The sequence below is a fragment of the Pseudomonas sp. TMW22090 genome, assembly GCF_022496665.1.
Taxonomy (GTDB): Bacteria; Pseudomonadota; Gammaproteobacteria; order Pseudomonadales; family Pseudomonadaceae; genus Aquipseudomonas; species Aquipseudomonas gregormendelii.
In genome coordinates this window covers 455,960-472,080 of record NZ_SCFH01000004.1, presented here as the reverse complement: position 1 = coordinate 472,080, position 16,121 = coordinate 455,960, and the positions used below count along the sequence as shown (strand labels likewise).

The window sequence follows — 16,121 nt, the reverse complement described above, 5'->3', positions numbered from 1 at the left end:
AGATCGCAGCCTCGTTTCACTCGACAGCTCCTACGACAGCTCCTACGACAGCTCCAACGACAGCTCCTACGGCAGCTCGAAACATCAGATGCAGTAGGCGCGGAGCCATGAGCGCCGAGACCGCCGAAACGGGTCTGGACCCAAACCTGAATACGGCAGTCAAACCTTCAACACCTTCCCGCCAATAGCCACCGCCACCAGCAACACCGCCATCAACCCAAACGCAAAGCTCAAACTGCTGCCATGGGCGATAAACCCGATCACCGCCGGCCCCGCAAGGATCCCTGCGTAACCCAAGGTAGTGATAGCCGGCACCGCGACGCTCTCGGGCATCACTGTCTGCTTACCGACCGCGGTGTAAAGCACCGGCACAATGTTCGAACAACCCGCGCCCAGCAGCGCATACCCCACCAGGGCAAACTCCCAGTTGGGTGCAAAGGTCGCCAGGAACAACCCCGCGGCCGCCGTGAGCCCGCCAAACACAATCACCCGGGTGGCGCCCAGATGCCGGACAATCCGGTCACCGGTCAAGCGGCCCACGGTCATGGTCAAGGCAAACGCCGCGTAACCCAACCCGGCATAGGCCGTGTCGATGCCGCGCTCCTGCGCCAGGAACACCGCGCTCCAGTCCAGCGCCGCGCCCTCGGCGAGGAACACGATGAAGCACATCCCGCCAATGAACAGCACGATGCCATGAGGAATGGCGAACGCCGGACCGGAGCTTTCGCTGCCGTAAGGCAGCATGTGGGGGGCCGCCTTGCACAGCGCGATCAGCAGCATCACCACCACCACCAGCATCGCCATCAGCGGCGTAAGGCCAAAGCCGAGCAGGGCACTGACCCCCGCTGCGCCGACGATCCCGCCTAGACTGAACAACCCATGGAAACCCGACATCATGGTCTTGCCGCTGGCGCGTTCGACGATCACCGCTTGCAGGTTGACCGTCGAATCCACCGTGCCCAGGCCTGCGCCAAACATGAACAGGGCGGCGATCAGCGCCGGTATCGACGTCACCGTTGCCAGCAATGGCAGCGCCGCACAAATCAGCAACGTGCCGCCGACCGCCACTCGCCGACAGCCGAAGCGCGTGGCCAGGATACCGGCCATTGGCATCGCAAGGATCGAGCCCACCCCCAGGCATAACAGCAGCAGCCCCAGCGTGCCCTCATCCAGCCCGGCCCTGGCCTTGGCATAAGGCACCAGGGGCGCCCAGGCGGCGATGCCAAAACCGGCGATGAAAAAAGCGACCCGCGTGGACATTTGCTCCAGGCGTCCGGGGATGAAGGTGGTGGGGGTGTTGAGGTTACTCATTGCAATCCTTGGTTAAAACGTCGCGTCCCCAAGGGACAGCGACTGTCCTGTGAGGTTCGGTCAGGCAGGGGCACATCGTGGCACAGGCGTTGCAGTCAACCCATCACTCAACGCGGACCAAACAACTCAACCTGCGGCATCGTCCGTTTCATCAGCACCTTGCCATTGCGCACCGAATACAAAGGCAAACCCTGGCTGCGAATCACCTCGTAGTCGCTGTCTGCCGACAGGATCAGCAGGTTCGCCGGCCTCCCGCGTTCCAGGCCGTAGCGGTCACCCAGGGCCATCGCTTTAGCACTGTTGTCGGTGACCAGGTCCAGGGCGCTTTGCAGGTTGCGGTAGCCGAGCATGTGACAGATGTGCAGACCGGCCTCCAGTACCCGCAGGATGTTGCCATTACCCAGCGGATACCAGGGGTCGACAATCGAGTCCTGGCCGAAGCACACGTTCATGCCCGCTTCGAGCAGTTCGTTGACCCGTGTCACCCCGCGACGTTTCGGGAAGTTGTCGTAGCGGCCTTGCAGGTGAATGCTTTCGGTCGGGCAGGAAACAAAACTGATCCCCGAATGGCCCAGCAGGCGGAACAGCTTGGCGCAGTAGGCATTGTCGTAGGAGCCCATGGCCGTGGTGTGACTGGCCGTGACGCGCGAACCCATGTCGCGGCTGCGCGCCTCTTCGGCCAGCACTTCAAGGAAGCGCGAATGCGGGTCGTCGGTTTCGTCGCAGTGCACATCCACCAGGCAGCCGGTGCGCTCGGCCAGGTCCATCAGGTACTTCACCGAGCTTACGCCCTGGTCCCGGGTGTACTCGAAATGCGGAATGCCGCCCACCACGTCGGCGCCCATGCGAATGGCTTCTTCCATCAGCTCGCGACCGTTGCGATAGGACTCGATGCCTTCCTGGGGGAACGCGACGATTTGCATGTCCACCAGGTGCCGGCTTTCCTCCCGCACTTCGAGCATCGCCTTTAGCGCAGTGAGCTGCGGGTCGGTGACATCGACGTGGGTGCGCACATGCTGGATGCCATGGGCGGCGAGGGCCTGCAGGGTTTTGCGGGTGCGGGTCTTGGTATCTTCCTCGGTAATGGTGACCTTGCGCTCGCTCCAGCACTCGATGCCTTCGAACAGCGTGCCACTCATGTTCCAGCGCGGTTCGCCGGCGGTGAGGGTGGCGTCGAGGTGAATGTGCGGTTCGACAAAGGGCGGGATCACCAGGTTGCCGCCAGCGTCCAGGTCTTCGGGGCCCAGGGTCGGGGCTTCGGTCTGCCGGGCGATGTTGCTGATCAGGCCGTTTTCCAGGTGCAGCTCATGCAGGCCTTCTTGGTTGCGCAGGCGGGCGTTGATGATATGCATCAGGCGAATCCTTCTAGAGATCTTGTAGTGGTGCGTTGGCGACTCGGGCGCCAAGTACACTGGTCATTAGCACATACGTTAGCGCGGCAGCGGCAATCCCTACCAGAGGCGCGACCCAAGGCGAACTGAAAGCGGCCACGGTGCCGACCGCATAAGCGCCCAGCCCGGGCCAGTTGAATGCCGGCAGGCGCGCTTCGGCCAGTCGTGGATATTGACCGCGATAGCGGAAGAAAAAGTCCGCCATGATGACTCCGCCTATCGGCGGAATCACCGTGCCGAGCAGGATGAGGTATGGCACCAGCATGTCGTACATGCCCAGCAGGGCCAGCGCCGTGCCGATCACTGCGCCGGCCAGGGTCACGGTTTTGCGTCGACCGGTGCGCAGCAGGTTGCAGCCGGCAACTGCGAAGTTGTAGATGGTGTTGTCCTGGGTGCTCCAGATGTTGAGCAGCAGCATCGCCATTGCGGCCATGGCAAAACCTTGCAGCAACAGCACTTCGACCACGTCCGGTTGCTGGTAGACGATGGCCCCGTAGGCGCCGATCAACACCATCAGGCCATTACCGACGAAAAAACCGATCAGGCTCGCCAGCACCGCCACCCGCGCCGAGCGCGAGAAGCGTGTCCAGTTGGTCGCCTGGGTAGCGCCGCTGACGAAGGTGCCGAACACCAGCGTGATGGCGGTCGACCAATCCAGCGTGCCCGTGGGCACGACGGCCAGCAGGCCGTCGATGCCGCCAACTTCCACCGTGGCCACCCACATCGACAGCATCAGCAGCAACATCATGGCGGGCACGGCGATGTAGGAAAGAATTTCCAGGCCGCGATAACCCACATACGCGGTGGCGCAGAAGGCCAGGCCGAACAGCACCATCAAGCCCAGCACGGGGCCGTCGCCCAGACCGAAGTATTTGCCCAGCACCACGGCGGCGGTCGCGGTCCCCCAGGCGTACCAGCCGATCTGGGTAAATCCCAGGATCAGGTCGCTGAGCTTGCTGCCTACTTCGCCAAAACAGAAGCGCCCCATCAGCACCGAATTGAGACCGCTCTTGAAGGCGATGTATCCCAGGGCTGCGGCGTAGAGCCCCAACAGCAGGTTGCCGACAACAATCACCGCCATCATTTCGCCGAAACTGAACGCCACGCCAAGCTTGCCGCCGGCGAACATGGTAGCGGTGAAAAAGGTGAATCCCAGTAACACCATGGCGGTGGAGGCCAGGCCTTTGCGCGCGTGCAGGGGGACTTCGCTGAGGGGATAGTCGTTGCCGGGGGCGTTTTGCGTCATGGGGCGTTCCTTTGCTGGAGGGAGGACGCGAGGAGGGTTGCAGTGGTCGTGCCAATGTTGCGGGTCTGGGCTCAGGGGAGTAGCGGGAGGAAACGTAATAGCGCCGCAACGATGGCCTCCGGGGCATCTTCCTGCATCAGGTGCCCGGCATTTCCGATCGGATGAAACTGCGACCCTGCAATCAACTGGTGCAGCGCCCGCCCGCGGTCGATGGGAATCCACTGATCGTCCTCGCCCCACAAGATCTGCACGGGACACCGAACGTTTGGGTACTGGTTTTCGACTTCCCGGGTATAACGCTCGTCCATCTGCGCTATTTGTCGATAGAACGCTGCCTGCCCCGGATCACCCAGCCAGGGCTGAACATAGGGCGCGAGTTCCTCATCGGGGATATCACGCTTGATCGCTCCACGAATATAAGCCGGCACGATGGCGCGCTGGATGTAATCGGGCAAGCCATTGAACGCTGCTTCATGCTGGCGCACGTGCTGCACGAAAGGTGAGCCCCAGGGCGTGAGCGCCACCGGGTCGATCAGCGTCAAGCTGCGGTAATCCTTGCCGTTGAGCAAGTGCGCGCGCAACGCCGTGGCGCCGCCGAAGTCATGGGCAACCACATCCGGGCGGTCCAGCCCCCAATGTTCCAGCAGTCGCGCCAGCAGCTCGTTCTGAATGCCCAGTGACACATCGCCGTCGATCTTCTCCGACTGCCCGTAGCCCAGCAGGTCGAAGTAGTGCACGCGGTGGGAGGCAATGAAATGCGGCGCGATGCGGTGCCAGACATGGGACGAGAAGGGTGTGCCGTGGATGAACACCAGCGGCGGGCCGTCGCCGCGTACGGCGAAGCGGATGGCGTGTCCGTTGAAGCGATAGGTTTGGGGCAGCGGCCAGTCAGTCATGCCCATGTCCTCTCGGTGGGAAAGAGCCCAAAAGCATAGGCATAAAAAAACAGCCCAGGGGGCTGTTCGGGTGTTTCACTGACGAAACGCATGTCGTCAATCTGTAGGAGCGAGCTTGCTCGCGATGGTCTTCAACGATAACGCTTGAAGCCTGGCACCCAGCGGCGCTCTGAGGTCTTTCGCGAGCAAGCTCGCTCCTGCAGCAGGGATGTGTTGGTCGGGGTTATTCGCCGCGATAGATGCAGCCACTGGTACAGGTTTCATGGATGCGGATCGCGCTGAGTTCCGGCAGCAATGGCTTCAACTCACCCCAGATCCACTTGGCCAGCACTTCACTGGTTGGATTCTCCAGGCCAGGAATGTCATTGAGGTAGTTGTGATCCAGTCGCTCATACAGCGGCTTGAAGATCGCCTTGATCTCGGAGAAATCGCGAATCCAGCCGGTATGCGGATCAAGGTCGCCACTGAGGTGAATCGCCACCTTGAACGAGTGACCGTGCAGGCGGCCGCATTTGTGGCCGTCCGGGACGTGGGGCAGGCGGTGGGCGGATTCGAACGTAAACTCTTTGAAGATTTCCACAGTGTCTTGAGCTCTGTCAGGTGGCGATCGCCGCAGCGATAGGGGCAGGCGGCGAGTTTAACAGCTTGTCCTGACTAAAGGGTCAGCAAGCGTTCGCCGAGGCGACCGTTGGCGGCCAGTTCGAGGAACTCGTCGCCCAGGCGACGGCTTTCGTCCATCGCCGCGCGCCAGTACTTCTGCCGGCTTGGCGCGTCGCCCATGAAGCGCTTGAAGTCATTGCGGTCGGGCAGCTTGCCGAAGGGCAGGCGCGCCAGATATTGCTTCGACGGTGCCAGCAACAGCACGTCCTGCAGCCGCGTCGTACAGGCGCGGCGCCAGGGCAGAGTCTTGTCGAACCAGCCGGGAATGATCCGGTCGGTGAAGTGCGGGTACAGCACGATGTCATTGCCGCTGTAGGGCAGGTCGAGGTGGTAGTCGAGCAGGCCGCCGTCGCGAAAGGTTCCGGCGCCAGCGCCCGGCAGGTCCCGAACACCTTCCATGACCATGGGGATCGAGCCGGATGCGAGCAGTGCCTGGCGCAGGTTGGCGGCGTTCAATGCGACGAAGCGCGAGGGGAAATCGGTCAGTGGGTGCACCGGCGGGGGGAGACGTGGATCGTGGATGATCAGGCGTTCAAAATGCCGCGACAGGCGAGAGCGGTTGCGCAGGTTGTCGGCGATCACCGCCGACAACCCCAGGCCCAGGTGACCGCGATGGTCTTGCGCGAGCCGGCCGTGGCTTTTGACCACCATGATGTTCAGCCGATAATGCGCATTATCGAGAATCGCCGAGTCGCGGCCGTCGAGCAGCTCCTCGAGCATGCGCCGCGAGCTCTGGCTGATCTGTGCCATGGTCACGCCCTTGTTGAAATCCTGCTCGGTGTACAGCCGGCCGAGACGCCGGATGCCCTCGGCGGCGTCCGGCAGGCAAGCGCTGGCGAAACGCCAGGAGCCCACCGAGGCGCCAATCAGCGAGCGCTCCCGCGGGGCGGCCGGCAACCACTCACCGAACAACGCCAGGTCCAGTCCCTGAATCCCCAGGGCTTTGGGACCACCGGCGGCGCCGGGCAGGGTGCCGACGTCGGCGGCGCTCAGCCCTTGTTCACGGATGCGCGCAAAGGCGCGAGGGCCGGCCTTGAGGGTCAGGGCGGGGAACTTGATGTGGATTGCGGTCATACCGGATCTCGATTCTGGCAAGCGGGAGCGATTATAAGAGATTTGAACGTCAAACCCTTGCGCAATGCATGATGGCCATTCAGTTTCAGTTAAGTTCGAATCGTTAAGGTGGCTCCCGTAAGCAACACCCAGAAAATTCGGAGACACCGATGAAAACCCTGACTGCCCTGTTCGCTGCTTCCCTCATCGCCATGACCGCCAGCCTCGCCCATGCCCGTGACCTGGGCCCTGATGAAGCCCTGCGGCTGCGCGACGCTGGTACCATTGTGTCTTTCGAGAAGCTTAATGCTACAGCCCTGTCCAAACACCCGGGCTCCACCATCACCGAGACCGAACTGGAAGAAGAGTACGGCAAGTTCATCTACCAGGTGGAGATGCGTGACCCCCAGGGTCTCGATTGGGACATGGAATTGGACGCTGTCAGCGGGCAGGTTCTCAAGGATCAACAGGATACGTAATGAAGGTGCAATTTTTGTCCGGCACGCGCGCCAGCCTCCGAGTGGGGCTGGCGCTGCTGGTTTTCTGTTCGGTGGTGATGGCCCGCGACCTGGATCAGGACGAAGCCCTGCGCCTGCGCCAGCAAGGGGTGATCATGCCCCTGGAACAGCTGCTGCAGCAGGCCCTGGATCGCTACCCGGGGGCCAAATTGCTGGAGGCCGAGCTTGAAGAAAAACACGACGTCTACATTTATGAAGTCGAACTGTTGACCGCCGAAGGCGTAGTCCGCGAGCTGGACCTCGACGCCACCACTGGCCAGTTACTGAAAGACAAGGAAGATTGACCGATGCGCTTGCTTCTCGTTGAAGACCACGTGCCCCTGGCCGACGAATTGATGGCCGGTCTGAACCGCCAGGGGTATGCCGTGGACTGGCTGGCCGACGGCCGCGATGCGGTGTATCAGGGCAGCAGCGAGCCTTATGACCTGATCATCCTCGACCTTGGCCTGCCCGGTTTGCCCGGGCTTGAGGTGCTGGCGCAATGGCGCGCCGGTGGCCTGTCGACACCCGTGCTGATCCTGACCGCGCGCGGTTCCTGGTCCGAACGCATCGAAGGCCTCAAGGCCGGCGCCGACGATTACCTGACCAAACCCTTTCACCCCGAAGAGCTGCATTTGCGCGTCCAGGCGCTGTTGCGCCGCTCCCACGGCCAGGCCAACCAGCCGACGCTCAAGGCGGCGGGCCTGCATCTGGATGAAGGCCGCCAATGTGTGACGCGGGACGGTGCCGACATACAGCTCACCGCTGCGGAATTTCGCCTGCTGCGCTATTTCATGCTGCACCCCGAACAGATCCTGTCCAAGAGCCACCTGGCCGAGCACCTCTACGACGGTGAAACAGAGCGTGATTCCAACGTGCTGGAGGTCCACGTCAATCATCTGCGACGCAAGCTGGGCCGCAGCGTGATCGAGACCCGTCGCGGCCAGGGCTACCTGTTCGGCGGGCAAGCCAAGTGAAGTCGATCCAGCGCCGCTTGAGCCTGGGCCTGATCAGCGTGATGGTGATTGTCGGTCTGGTGTTGGCGCAGACCAGCCTGTGGCTGTTCGAAATGGGTTTGCAGCGCTACCTCGAGGCGGGCCTGCGTAACGACAGCGAGAACCTGCTGGTGGCACTGGTACGCGGGCCCCAGGGTTTGCAACTGGATGAGCGGCACCTGTCGCCGGCCTATCAGCGGCCGTTCTCCGGGCACTACTTCCGCATCGATTTCGCCGACAAACATTGGCGCTCGCGATCCCTGTGGGACCAGGAGTTTCCCCGCCTCACTGAGTCGGGGCTGCACAGCAACCTGCAACTGGGGCCCGAGGGCCAGCAGTTGCTGGTGTTGCGTTCCGACTATCGGCGGCTGGGACAGTCGATTTCCATCAGCGTGGCGCAGGACTACACCCCGGTGCGCGACAGTTTCCTGCGCATGCAACAGGTCGGCCTCGGGCTGGGACTGGCGGGGCTGCTGCTGATTCTGGTGCTGCAACGGGTCACCGTACGTCGGGCGTTGCGTCCCCTGGAAAAGGCCCGCGAGCAGATCGCCCAGTTGCAACAGGGGCAGCGCTCGCAGCTGGACGATCAGGTCCCGGTAGAGCTGGAGCCTCTGGTGGCGCAGATCAACCATCTGCTGGCGCACACCGAGGACAGCCTCAAGCGCTCGCGCAATGCCCTGGGCAATCTTGGCCACTCCTTGAAAACCCCGCTGGCGGTGTTGGTGAGCCTGGCCTCGAGTGAAAAACTCGATGACCACCCCGAGTTGCGCAGGATCTTCAAGGAGCAGCTGGAGCAGGTCCGTCAACGGCTCAATCGAGAGCTCAATCGCGCAAGGTTGTCCGGCGATGCGCTGCCGGGCGCCTTGTTCGATTGCGCTGGCGAGTTACCGGGGCTGCTGGCGACGCTGAACATGATCCACGGTGAACACCTGCACCTGAGCTACCGCGCGCCCCAGGGGCTGCGCCTGCCCTGGGATCGTGAAGACCTGCTGGAACTGCTCGGCAATTTGCTGGACAACGCCTGCAAATGGGCGGATGCCGAGGTGCGCTTGAGCGTAGTGGAGACGACGGCAGGGTTTGAGTTGAATGTGGAGGATGACGGGCCGGGTATTCCCGAGGATCAACGGACCCAGGTCTTCAGCCGCGGCACCCGTTTGGATGAGCAGACCGATGGGCACGGCCTGGGGCTGGGGATCGTGCGCGATATCGTCGACACGTGGGGCGGGGTGTTGCGCCTGGAGGAGAGTGAGTGGGGCGGGTTGCGGGTGGTGATTGAACTGCCCAGGCGCTGAGACCTGAAGCAGCCCCAAAGTCCCTGCGGGAGCCAGCCTGCTAGCTCCCACATTGCTCTTGCACAGTGGCTTTTCCACATTGGATCGGCCGTGCGCTGTGGACTGGCTCACACGCGAAACTGATCCATCAAGCTCTGCTGCTGATTCGCCAGGCTGTTGAGTGACTGGCTGACCCGCGCCGACTCATTCGCCTGCCCCGACAGCGACTCCGTGACGTCGCGAATCGTCGCCACGTTGTTGTTGATCTCTTCAGCCACGGCGCTCTGTTCTTCCGCCGCACTGGCGATTTGCAGGTTCATGTCGCTGATCACCGTCACCGCGTCGCCGATCTGGCGCAGGGCGGTCACGGCCTGGCCAACCTGCTCGACGCTGCCCTGGGCCTGGCGATGGCTGTTGCTCATCGAGCCCACCACCTCCTGTGTACCGCTTTGCAGCTGCTCGATCACCAGACGGGTTTCCTCGACCGACTCCTGGGTACGTCGCGCCAGGTTGCGCACCTCATCGGCCACTACGGCAAAGCCGCGCCCGGCTTCACCCGCGCGAGCGGCTTCGATGGCGGCGTTCAAGGCCAGCAGGTTGGTTTGTTCGGCGATGGCGCGAATCACTTCCAGCACCGAGCCGATTTTCTCGCTGTTGGCCGCCAGGCCTTCGACCTGCACCATCGCCGCACTCATGTCGGCGGCAAGGTTGTCGATGCTGGTGGTGGTCTGGTCGATCACGGTCAGGCCACGGCGAGTCGCATGGTCCGCGTCGCGGGCGGCCTGGGCGGCTTGCGCTGCACTGCGGGCGACGTCCTGGGCGGTGGCGCTCATTTCGTGGGACGCGGTGGCAACCTGGTCCACCTGGCGGTACTGCTGCTCCATGCCGGCGCTGGTCTGAGTGGCGATCGCGGAGGATTGGTCAGCGGTGCTGCGCGCATCCTGCACCGAGCGTTTCACTTCGGCGATGATCGGCTGCAGCTTGTCCAGGAAGCGGTTGAACCAGCCGGCCAACTGGCCCAGTTCGTCCTGCTTGTCGTAGGCCAGTCGGCGGGTCAGGTCGCCTTCGCCGCTGGCGATGTCTTCGAGCATGCGCGCCACCCCGAGGATCGGTTTGGTCACACTGCGGGCCATCAGCCACACCAGCAGCAGGCCGATCAACGCGGCCAGCACGCCCAGGCCCAGTTCGACCAGCGTGCCGGTGGTGTTGCTCTCATCGAGTTGTCGTTCCAGGGCTTCGGCAGGGCCGACCAGGACTTTTTCCGGCACTTGCAGCAGCACGCCCCAGGATTTGCCACCGGGGATCGGCTCGAAGGGTGCGAGCACCTTGAGCTGTTGGTCGCTGTGCAGGCTGGCCGTCTTGTCGCTGGTCGCCAGCAACCGAATCAGCTCGGCGCCGCTGCTCTTGTCGATACTGTCCAGGCGCTGGCTGAGTTTGCTCGAGTCCGGGCTGTAGCCGGCCAGCAGGCCGACCGGGCTGATGATGCTGACGTGGGTCTGGCCGTCGTAAAGCTTCTTGCTCGCCGCCTGGCTGATTGATTGCAGGCTGTTGAGGTTGATGTCCACCGACAGCGAAGCGATGACCTTGCCGTTGACCATCAGCGGAAAGACGATGCTGGTCATCAACACGTCCTGGCCGTCGATCTTGTAGAAGTACGGCTCGATGACGCACGGCTTGAGCGAGGTGCGCGGGCAGGTGAACCAGGCGTTGGCCGGTTCGCCGCTGGGGCCGGCATTGGTGTCGGCCATGTCGCTTTCCGGCAACGCCATGGACGTTACCTGGCCCGGAGTCGGCTGCGACCAGTACAGGGCGAAGCGGCCCTTGTCGTTGCTGCCCAGCTCGGCCTGGCCGGCGAACAGTTCGTCCTTGCCGTCCAGGGCATTGGCTTCGAACACCAGTGACAGGCCGAGCAGTTCCGGGTTGGCCTGCAGCGCCGACTTGACCTGGCGGGTCAGGTCTTCGCGCAGGTCGAAGGCGTCGAGGAAACGCTTTTCCGCCTGGTCGCGCAGGAACAGCACCTGGCGCGAGAAGCCATGGCCGTATTGGTAGGCGTCCATGAACTGCTGGCGAATGACCAGCGCCTGGTTTTCACCCTGGGATTGAATCCGTGCCTGGGCCGCTTCATTGAGCATCTCCGTGCTCGAGGCCTTCACCAAGGCGGAACTGTGCTCCATGCGATACAGCGAAAGACCCACCAGCAGGGTCACGATACCCGCCAGGCAAAGCCCGGCCAGCAGGGTGATTTTCCATTGAATGGAAAGTTGTCTGAGCGACATGGAGACATCCTTATTCGATAAATATCTGCGGCTTGGTACTGTAGCGGCCGTTGCTCGGGATTCTTGAAGTCACTGATCGAGAGATATTGCGGGGATGTGTGGGTGTCACATGTGTGTGCGCGTTGCTGTCACTGGCTTTGACAAGCTGGCAGCGCTGCGGCACAGTGCGCGCCCTCTAATAAAACCCATTCTAAAATCCGCTGGCGGCTCTTCGCAGACTGCCGGCTGAGCTCATTCCGCTTGCCTTGAGGTAACGATGATTAATGCAGTAATTGCTGCGGTCGGCGTCATGCTGATACTCAGCCTGTCCCGCGTACACGTAGTGATCGCGCTGATCGTGGGCGCGCTGGTCGGTGGCCTGACCGGCGGCCTGGGCATCGACGCCACGCTTAAAGCGTTCAACAGCGGCCTTGGGGGCGGGGCTACCGTTGCGCTGTCCTATGCCTTGCTGGGGGCGTTCGCGGTGGCGATTGCCAAGTCAGGGATGGCCCATGCCCTGGCGGACAAGGCGCTGGCCATGGTTGATCGCCAGCACGCCAGTGGTGGCGGCCGGGTCAAGTGGTTGCTGATCGGCCTGCTGGGAGTCGTGGCCGTCGCCTCGCAAAACATCTTGCCGATACATATCGCCTTTATTCCGTTGCTGGTGCCGCCGCTTTTATACGTGCTGACCAAGCTGCAACTGGATCGACGTTTGATCGCCTGCGTCATGACCTTCGGCCTGATCACGCCATACATGTTCCTGCCGGTGGGCTTTGGCAACATCTTCCTCAACGAGATCCTGCTGGCCAACGTCGCCCGCAGCGGCGTCGATATCAGCGGCATCAACGTCACCCACGCAATGGGTATCCCGGCGCTGGGCATGGTGTTTGGCCTGACGATCGCGTTTTTCAGCTACCGCAAGAAGCGCGTCTACGACCTGGGCAAGATCGAGCAGGTCGAGCAGGTGGCGGTGCAGTACAACCCGCTGAGCCTGATGGTCGCGGGCCTGGCGATCATCGCCGCGTTCGTGATCCAGCTGCTGCTCGACTCGATGATCATTGGCGCCCTGGCAGGGTTCCTGATTTTCTCGGTGTCGGGGATTGTGAAGTGGCGTGATACCGACGATCTGTTCACCGAAGGCATGAAGATGATGGCGATGATCGGCTTCATCATGATCGCCGCCTCGGGGTTTGGCGAAGTGATCAAGGCCACTGGCGATGTGCAGTCGCTGGTCGAAACCTCCGCTTCCTGGATCGGTCACAGCAAGGCCATTGGTGCCTTGTTGATGTTGCTGGTGGGGTTGCTGGTGACCATGGGCATCGGCTCGTCGTTCTCGACGGTGCCGATCCTGGCGGTGATTTTCGTGCCACTGTGCGTGCAGCTGGGCTTCAGCCCGCTGGCGATCGTGTGCATCGTCGGCACAGCAGGTGCACTGGGGGATGCGGGCTCCCCAGCCTCGGATTCGACCCTCGGCCCGACCTCCGGCTTGAACGTCGATGGCCAGCATCACCATATCTGGGACACTGTGGTGCCGACTTTCCTGCACTACAACCTGCCGCTGCTGGCCTTCGGCTGGGTGGCGGCGATGGTGTTGTGATCCCCACGCCTCACTGGTCTCCCCTGTGGGAGTGAGTGACATTCAACTTTTGCTCCGGCGTGCCGTTAAAGCTTTCAGGCACGCCAATAAATCAAAAGAGTGAATGTCATGCGCATGAGCCTCAAGGCTAAAGTCCTGTCCCTCGCCGTCCTCCCGGTGCTGCTCTTTGCGCTGGTCATCAGCCTGACCACACTTTTTATCCTGCAGCAACAGGCGCGCAACGAAGTCGAGGAAACCCGCCAGCGCCTGCTCACTGACGCCAAGGCCACCTTGCAAAGCTACGTGGCCGTGGCCATGTCCACGATCAAACCTCTCTACGAAGCCGCCGCCCCCGGCGACGATGGCGCGCGGGCCCAGGCGATCAAATTGCTGTCGAGCATCAGCTATGGCAAGGATGGCTATTTCTTCGGCTATGACTCCAACACCGTGCGCCTGTTCAAGGCCAACAGCCCGGAAGGCGTCGGCCAGAGTTTCAAGGACAACCGCGACCCGAACGGCGTGTACGTCAACCGCGACCTGGTGAAAGTCGCAAAAGACGGCACTCATTACCTGCAATACAGTTCACCGTTGCCGGGCAACACCCAGGTTCTGGTGCCCAAGCTTGGCTACACCGAGTACCTGGCCAAATGGGACATGGCGGTGGGTACGTCGGTGAATCTCGACGGCATTGAAGCGCAGGTGGCGCTGGTCGAGGCCAAGGTACAGGAACGCATGGAAGGGGTGGTGTGGAGCATCGTCGGCATCGCTGCCGTGGTGTTGCTGGTGATCGCCGCTGCTGGCGTGTTGCTGTCCAACACGATCTTGCGTCCACTGCACCTGATGAAAGCCAACCTCGATGACATCGCGGCCGGCGAGGGTGACCTGACCCGCCGCCTGACCATTACCAGCCAGGATGAACTTGGCGAACTGGCGGGCTCGTTCAATCGTTTTGTCGACAAGATCCATGGGCTGGTGCGCCAGATCACTGAAATGACTTCGCAACTGACCGGCCTGGTGACACAGGTATCCGCTCAGGCCCAACGCTCGGACCAGGCGATGGAACGCCAGCGTCACGAGACCGATCAGGTGGCCACGGCGATCAATGAAATGTCGGCGGCCGCCCAGGAAGTCGCCAAAAGCGCGCAGAACGCTGCGGTAGCAGCTCAGCAGACGGATGAAGAGGGCCAGGCGGCCAAGCGGGTAGTGGCCGGCAGCATCGTGAAGATTCATGCGCTGGTGGACGACATTCGCAGCAGCGGCGTGTCGCTGGACAGTTTGCAGAAGGACGTGTCGTCGATTGTCAGCGTGCTCGGGGTGATTCGCTCAATTGCTGACCAGACCAACCTGCTGGCCCTCAATGCCGCGATCGAAGCGGCTCGCGCCGGTGAGGCGGGCCGCGGCTTTGCTGTGGTGGCGGACGAAGTGCGGGCGCTGGCCAGTCGTACGCAAATCAGCACCCAGGAAATCCAGGGCATGATCGACCGTTTACAGGCGGGCACGCAGTCAGCGGTTGAGGCGATGCGTCGCTCCAGCGAGGCCGGCGACGGCACCAGCGCCCAGGCCAACGAGGCGGGCGCTTCGCTGGATGCGATGGCGCAGTTGATCGGCACGATCAACTCGATGAACGCGCAGATCGCCAGCGCCGCCGAAGAGCAGACTGCCGTGGCCGAAGAGATCAACCGCAGCGTGCATCAGATTGCGGCAGCCGTGGACAGCGTCGCTGACGAAACCCAGCTCGGCGCACAAACCACCCGTAGCCTCGCGGATCTGGGGCAGCGGCTGGGCGGACTGGTTGGGCAGTTTCGTATCTGACGCCTGACGTTTTTGGTGGCCAGTACATGCCTATGGCAATAGAGCTCCTGTGGCGAGGGGGCAGGTTGCCTGCTCCAGGATGGTGCCATAGCGCACTGCCCGCCTCGCCAGCTAGGGTCGGTCCCAGTACGGCACCGCCCCGAAGCATTCGACAAAAAAATCGATCACCGTCCTGACCTTCACCGACAACCGTCGGCTACCGGGCCAGAGGACGACGATCTGTTGCGGTTCCAGGCTGTTGGATACCTGATACTCCTCCAGCACGGGCACCAGCGTGCCGTTACGCACCGCTTCGCCAATCAGCCATGACGGAAACATCACCAGCCCCAGGCCCTGTTCCGCCGCTTGAGTGAGGGTGTCGGCATGGTTGCCGGTGATGGGCCCCTTCACCGAGTAAGGCACCCAGTCCTGCTGATCCTTGCGGAAAAACCAGCGCTGCTGACCGGCCACGCCTTTGTAGGCCAGACACTGATGGGAGACGAGCTCGTCGGGATGCCTCGGGGTGCCGCGACGCTCAAGATACGCCGGGCTGGCCGCCACCTGGAAACGATGGGGCGCCAGAATTCGCGCCTGCATGCTCGAGTCGTGGAGGGGGCCAATGCGGAACAGCAGGTCGGCACCTTCCTGCAGCGGATCGACGTAGCTGTCGGTCTGCTGGATATCCAGTTGCAGCTTCGGGTAGCGCTCGCACAACTGGCCAAGCCAGGGCGTCAGGTGCCGTTGCCCGAAGACCACCGGGGCGTTTATCCGGACCAGTCCACTCGGCTCGCTTCGCTGCTCCTGCAGTGCCTGTTCGGCTTCCTCGAGCTGCACCAGCACCAGCCGCGCATGGTGCCCCAGCATGCGCCCGGCTTCGGTAGGTGTGACGGCGCGGGTGTGGCGGTACAGCAGTTGTTGGCTCAGGGCCTGTTCCATCAGCTGGATCTGCCGCGAAATGGAGGAGGGTGCCAGGCCTTCGCGACGGGCGACTTCAGAGAAACTGCCATGGTCGAGCACCGCGACAAACAGCCTGAGCGCCTTGAATCCAAATTGGTTGAGACCCTGCATGATCAATCCTGCTGTGCGTAATGCGCAAAAGTGTTGTCTGGATGCTCCCATTTATCGCAAAGGGAAACCAGCCGATAATGCACGCCTCCTTCGCCCATGGGGCGCAAGTCT

14 protein-coding genes are annotated in these 16,121 nt (G+C 62.5%); 6 read left to right on the top strand and 8 right to left on the bottom strand.

The features are described 5' to 3' along the window. Positions 1-159 precede the first annotated feature (159 nt). The 6 genes from EQV97_RS14780 to EQV97_RS14755 all read right to left on the bottom strand — a co-directional run bounded on the left by EQV97_RS14780 (position 160) and on the right by EQV97_RS14755 (position 6,578). Positions 160-1,311 (bottom strand): MFS transporter, encoded by a 1,152-nt coding sequence (locus EQV97_RS14780; RefSeq protein WP_240889151.1) that lies wholly within the window; start codon positions 1,309-1,311, stop codon positions 160-162. 107 nt (positions 1,312-1,418) lie between these two features. Continuing rightward, on the bottom strand, positions 1,419-2,663 hold the full coding sequence (gene codA / locus EQV97_RS14775; RefSeq protein WP_240889150.1) for a cytosine deaminase: 1,245 nt from the start codon (positions 2,661-2,663) through the stop codon (positions 1,419-1,421). A 13-nt stretch (positions 2,664-2,676) separates the two neighbouring features. After that, positions 2,677-3,948: a cytosine permease gene (codB, locus tag EQV97_RS14770; RefSeq protein ID WP_122839397.1), complete on the bottom strand. Its 1,272-nt coding sequence runs from the start codon at positions 3,946-3,948 to the stop codon at positions 2,677-2,679. A gap of 71 nt (positions 3,949-4,019) precedes the next feature. Further along, the gene (locus tag EQV97_RS14765; RefSeq protein WP_240889149.1) at positions 4,020-4,844 is read right to left on the bottom strand and encodes an alpha/beta hydrolase; all 825 of its coding nucleotides are present in this window, start codon (positions 4,842-4,844) and stop codon (positions 4,020-4,022) included. A 223-nt stretch (positions 4,845-5,067) separates the two neighbouring features. Then, positions 5,068-5,424, bottom strand: a complete 357-nt coding sequence (gene queD, locus EQV97_RS14760) for a 6-carboxytetrahydropterin synthase QueD (RefSeq protein ID WP_028621713.1) — start codon at positions 5,422-5,424, stop codon at positions 5,068-5,070. Positions 5,425-5,498: 74 nt separating this feature from the next. After that, positions 5,499-6,578, bottom strand: coding sequence for a patatin-like phospholipase family protein (locus EQV97_RS14755; RefSeq protein ID WP_122839395.1), 1,080 nt, complete (start codon positions 6,576-6,578; stop codon positions 5,499-5,501). A gap of 149 nt (positions 6,579-6,727) precedes the next feature. Between EQV97_RS14755 and EQV97_RS14750 the strand changes: the two genes are divergently transcribed. Genes EQV97_RS14750 through EQV97_RS14735 form a run of 4 tightly spaced genes read left to right on the top strand, consistent with a single transcriptional unit; the run spans position 6,728 to position 9,341 of the window. Beyond that, on the top strand, positions 6,728-7,036 hold the full coding sequence (locus EQV97_RS14750) for a PepSY domain-containing protein (RefSeq protein WP_122839394.1): 309 nt from the start codon (positions 6,728-6,730) through the stop codon (positions 7,034-7,036). Then, complete coding sequence (locus EQV97_RS14745; RefSeq protein ID WP_240889148.1) at positions 7,036-7,359, top strand: PepSY domain-containing protein; 324 nt, start codon at positions 7,036-7,038, stop codon at positions 7,357-7,359. The genes EQV97_RS14750 and EQV97_RS14745 overlap by 1 nt, the downstream gene beginning before the upstream one ends. Before the next feature lie 3 nt (positions 7,360-7,362). Further along, a complete protein-coding gene (locus EQV97_RS14740; RefSeq protein ID WP_122839393.1) occupies positions 7,363-8,031 on the top strand; it encodes a response regulator transcription factor in 669 nt (222 codons plus the stop codon). After that, the gene (locus EQV97_RS14735; RefSeq protein ID WP_201147130.1) at positions 8,028-9,341 is read left to right on the top strand and encodes an ATP-binding protein; all 1,314 of its coding nucleotides are present in this window, start codon (positions 8,028-8,030) and stop codon (positions 9,339-9,341) included. The genes EQV97_RS14740 and EQV97_RS14735 overlap by 4 nt, the downstream gene beginning before the upstream one ends. Before the next feature lie 107 nt (positions 9,342-9,448). Here the strand turns inward: EQV97_RS14735 and EQV97_RS14730 are convergent, their stop codons facing one another. Beyond that, on the bottom strand, positions 9,449-11,596 hold the full coding sequence (locus tag EQV97_RS14730) for a methyl-accepting chemotaxis protein (RefSeq protein ID WP_122839391.1): 2,148 nt from the start codon (positions 11,594-11,596) through the stop codon (positions 9,449-9,451). A 259-nt stretch (positions 11,597-11,855) separates the two neighbouring features. On the opposite strand from EQV97_RS14730, the gene EQV97_RS14725 reads away from it, so the two are divergent. Beyond that, positions 11,856-13,172, top strand: a complete 1,317-nt coding sequence (locus EQV97_RS14725) for a Na+/H+ antiporter NhaC family protein (RefSeq protein WP_163019423.1) — start codon at positions 11,856-11,858, stop codon at positions 13,170-13,172. A 108-nt stretch (positions 13,173-13,280) separates the two neighbouring features. Next, the gene (locus EQV97_RS14720) at positions 13,281-14,963 is read left to right on the top strand and encodes a methyl-accepting chemotaxis protein (protein WP_122839389.1); all 1,683 of its coding nucleotides are present in this window, start codon (positions 13,281-13,283) and stop codon (positions 14,961-14,963) included. Between the two features lie 111 nt (positions 14,964-15,074). On the opposite strand, the gene EQV97_RS14715 is transcribed toward EQV97_RS14720, so the two are convergent. Next, on the bottom strand, positions 15,075-16,010 hold the full coding sequence (locus EQV97_RS14715; RefSeq protein ID WP_240889147.1) for a LysR family transcriptional regulator: 936 nt from the start codon (positions 16,008-16,010) through the stop codon (positions 15,075-15,077). Between the last annotated feature and the right edge of the window lie 111 nt (positions 16,011-16,121).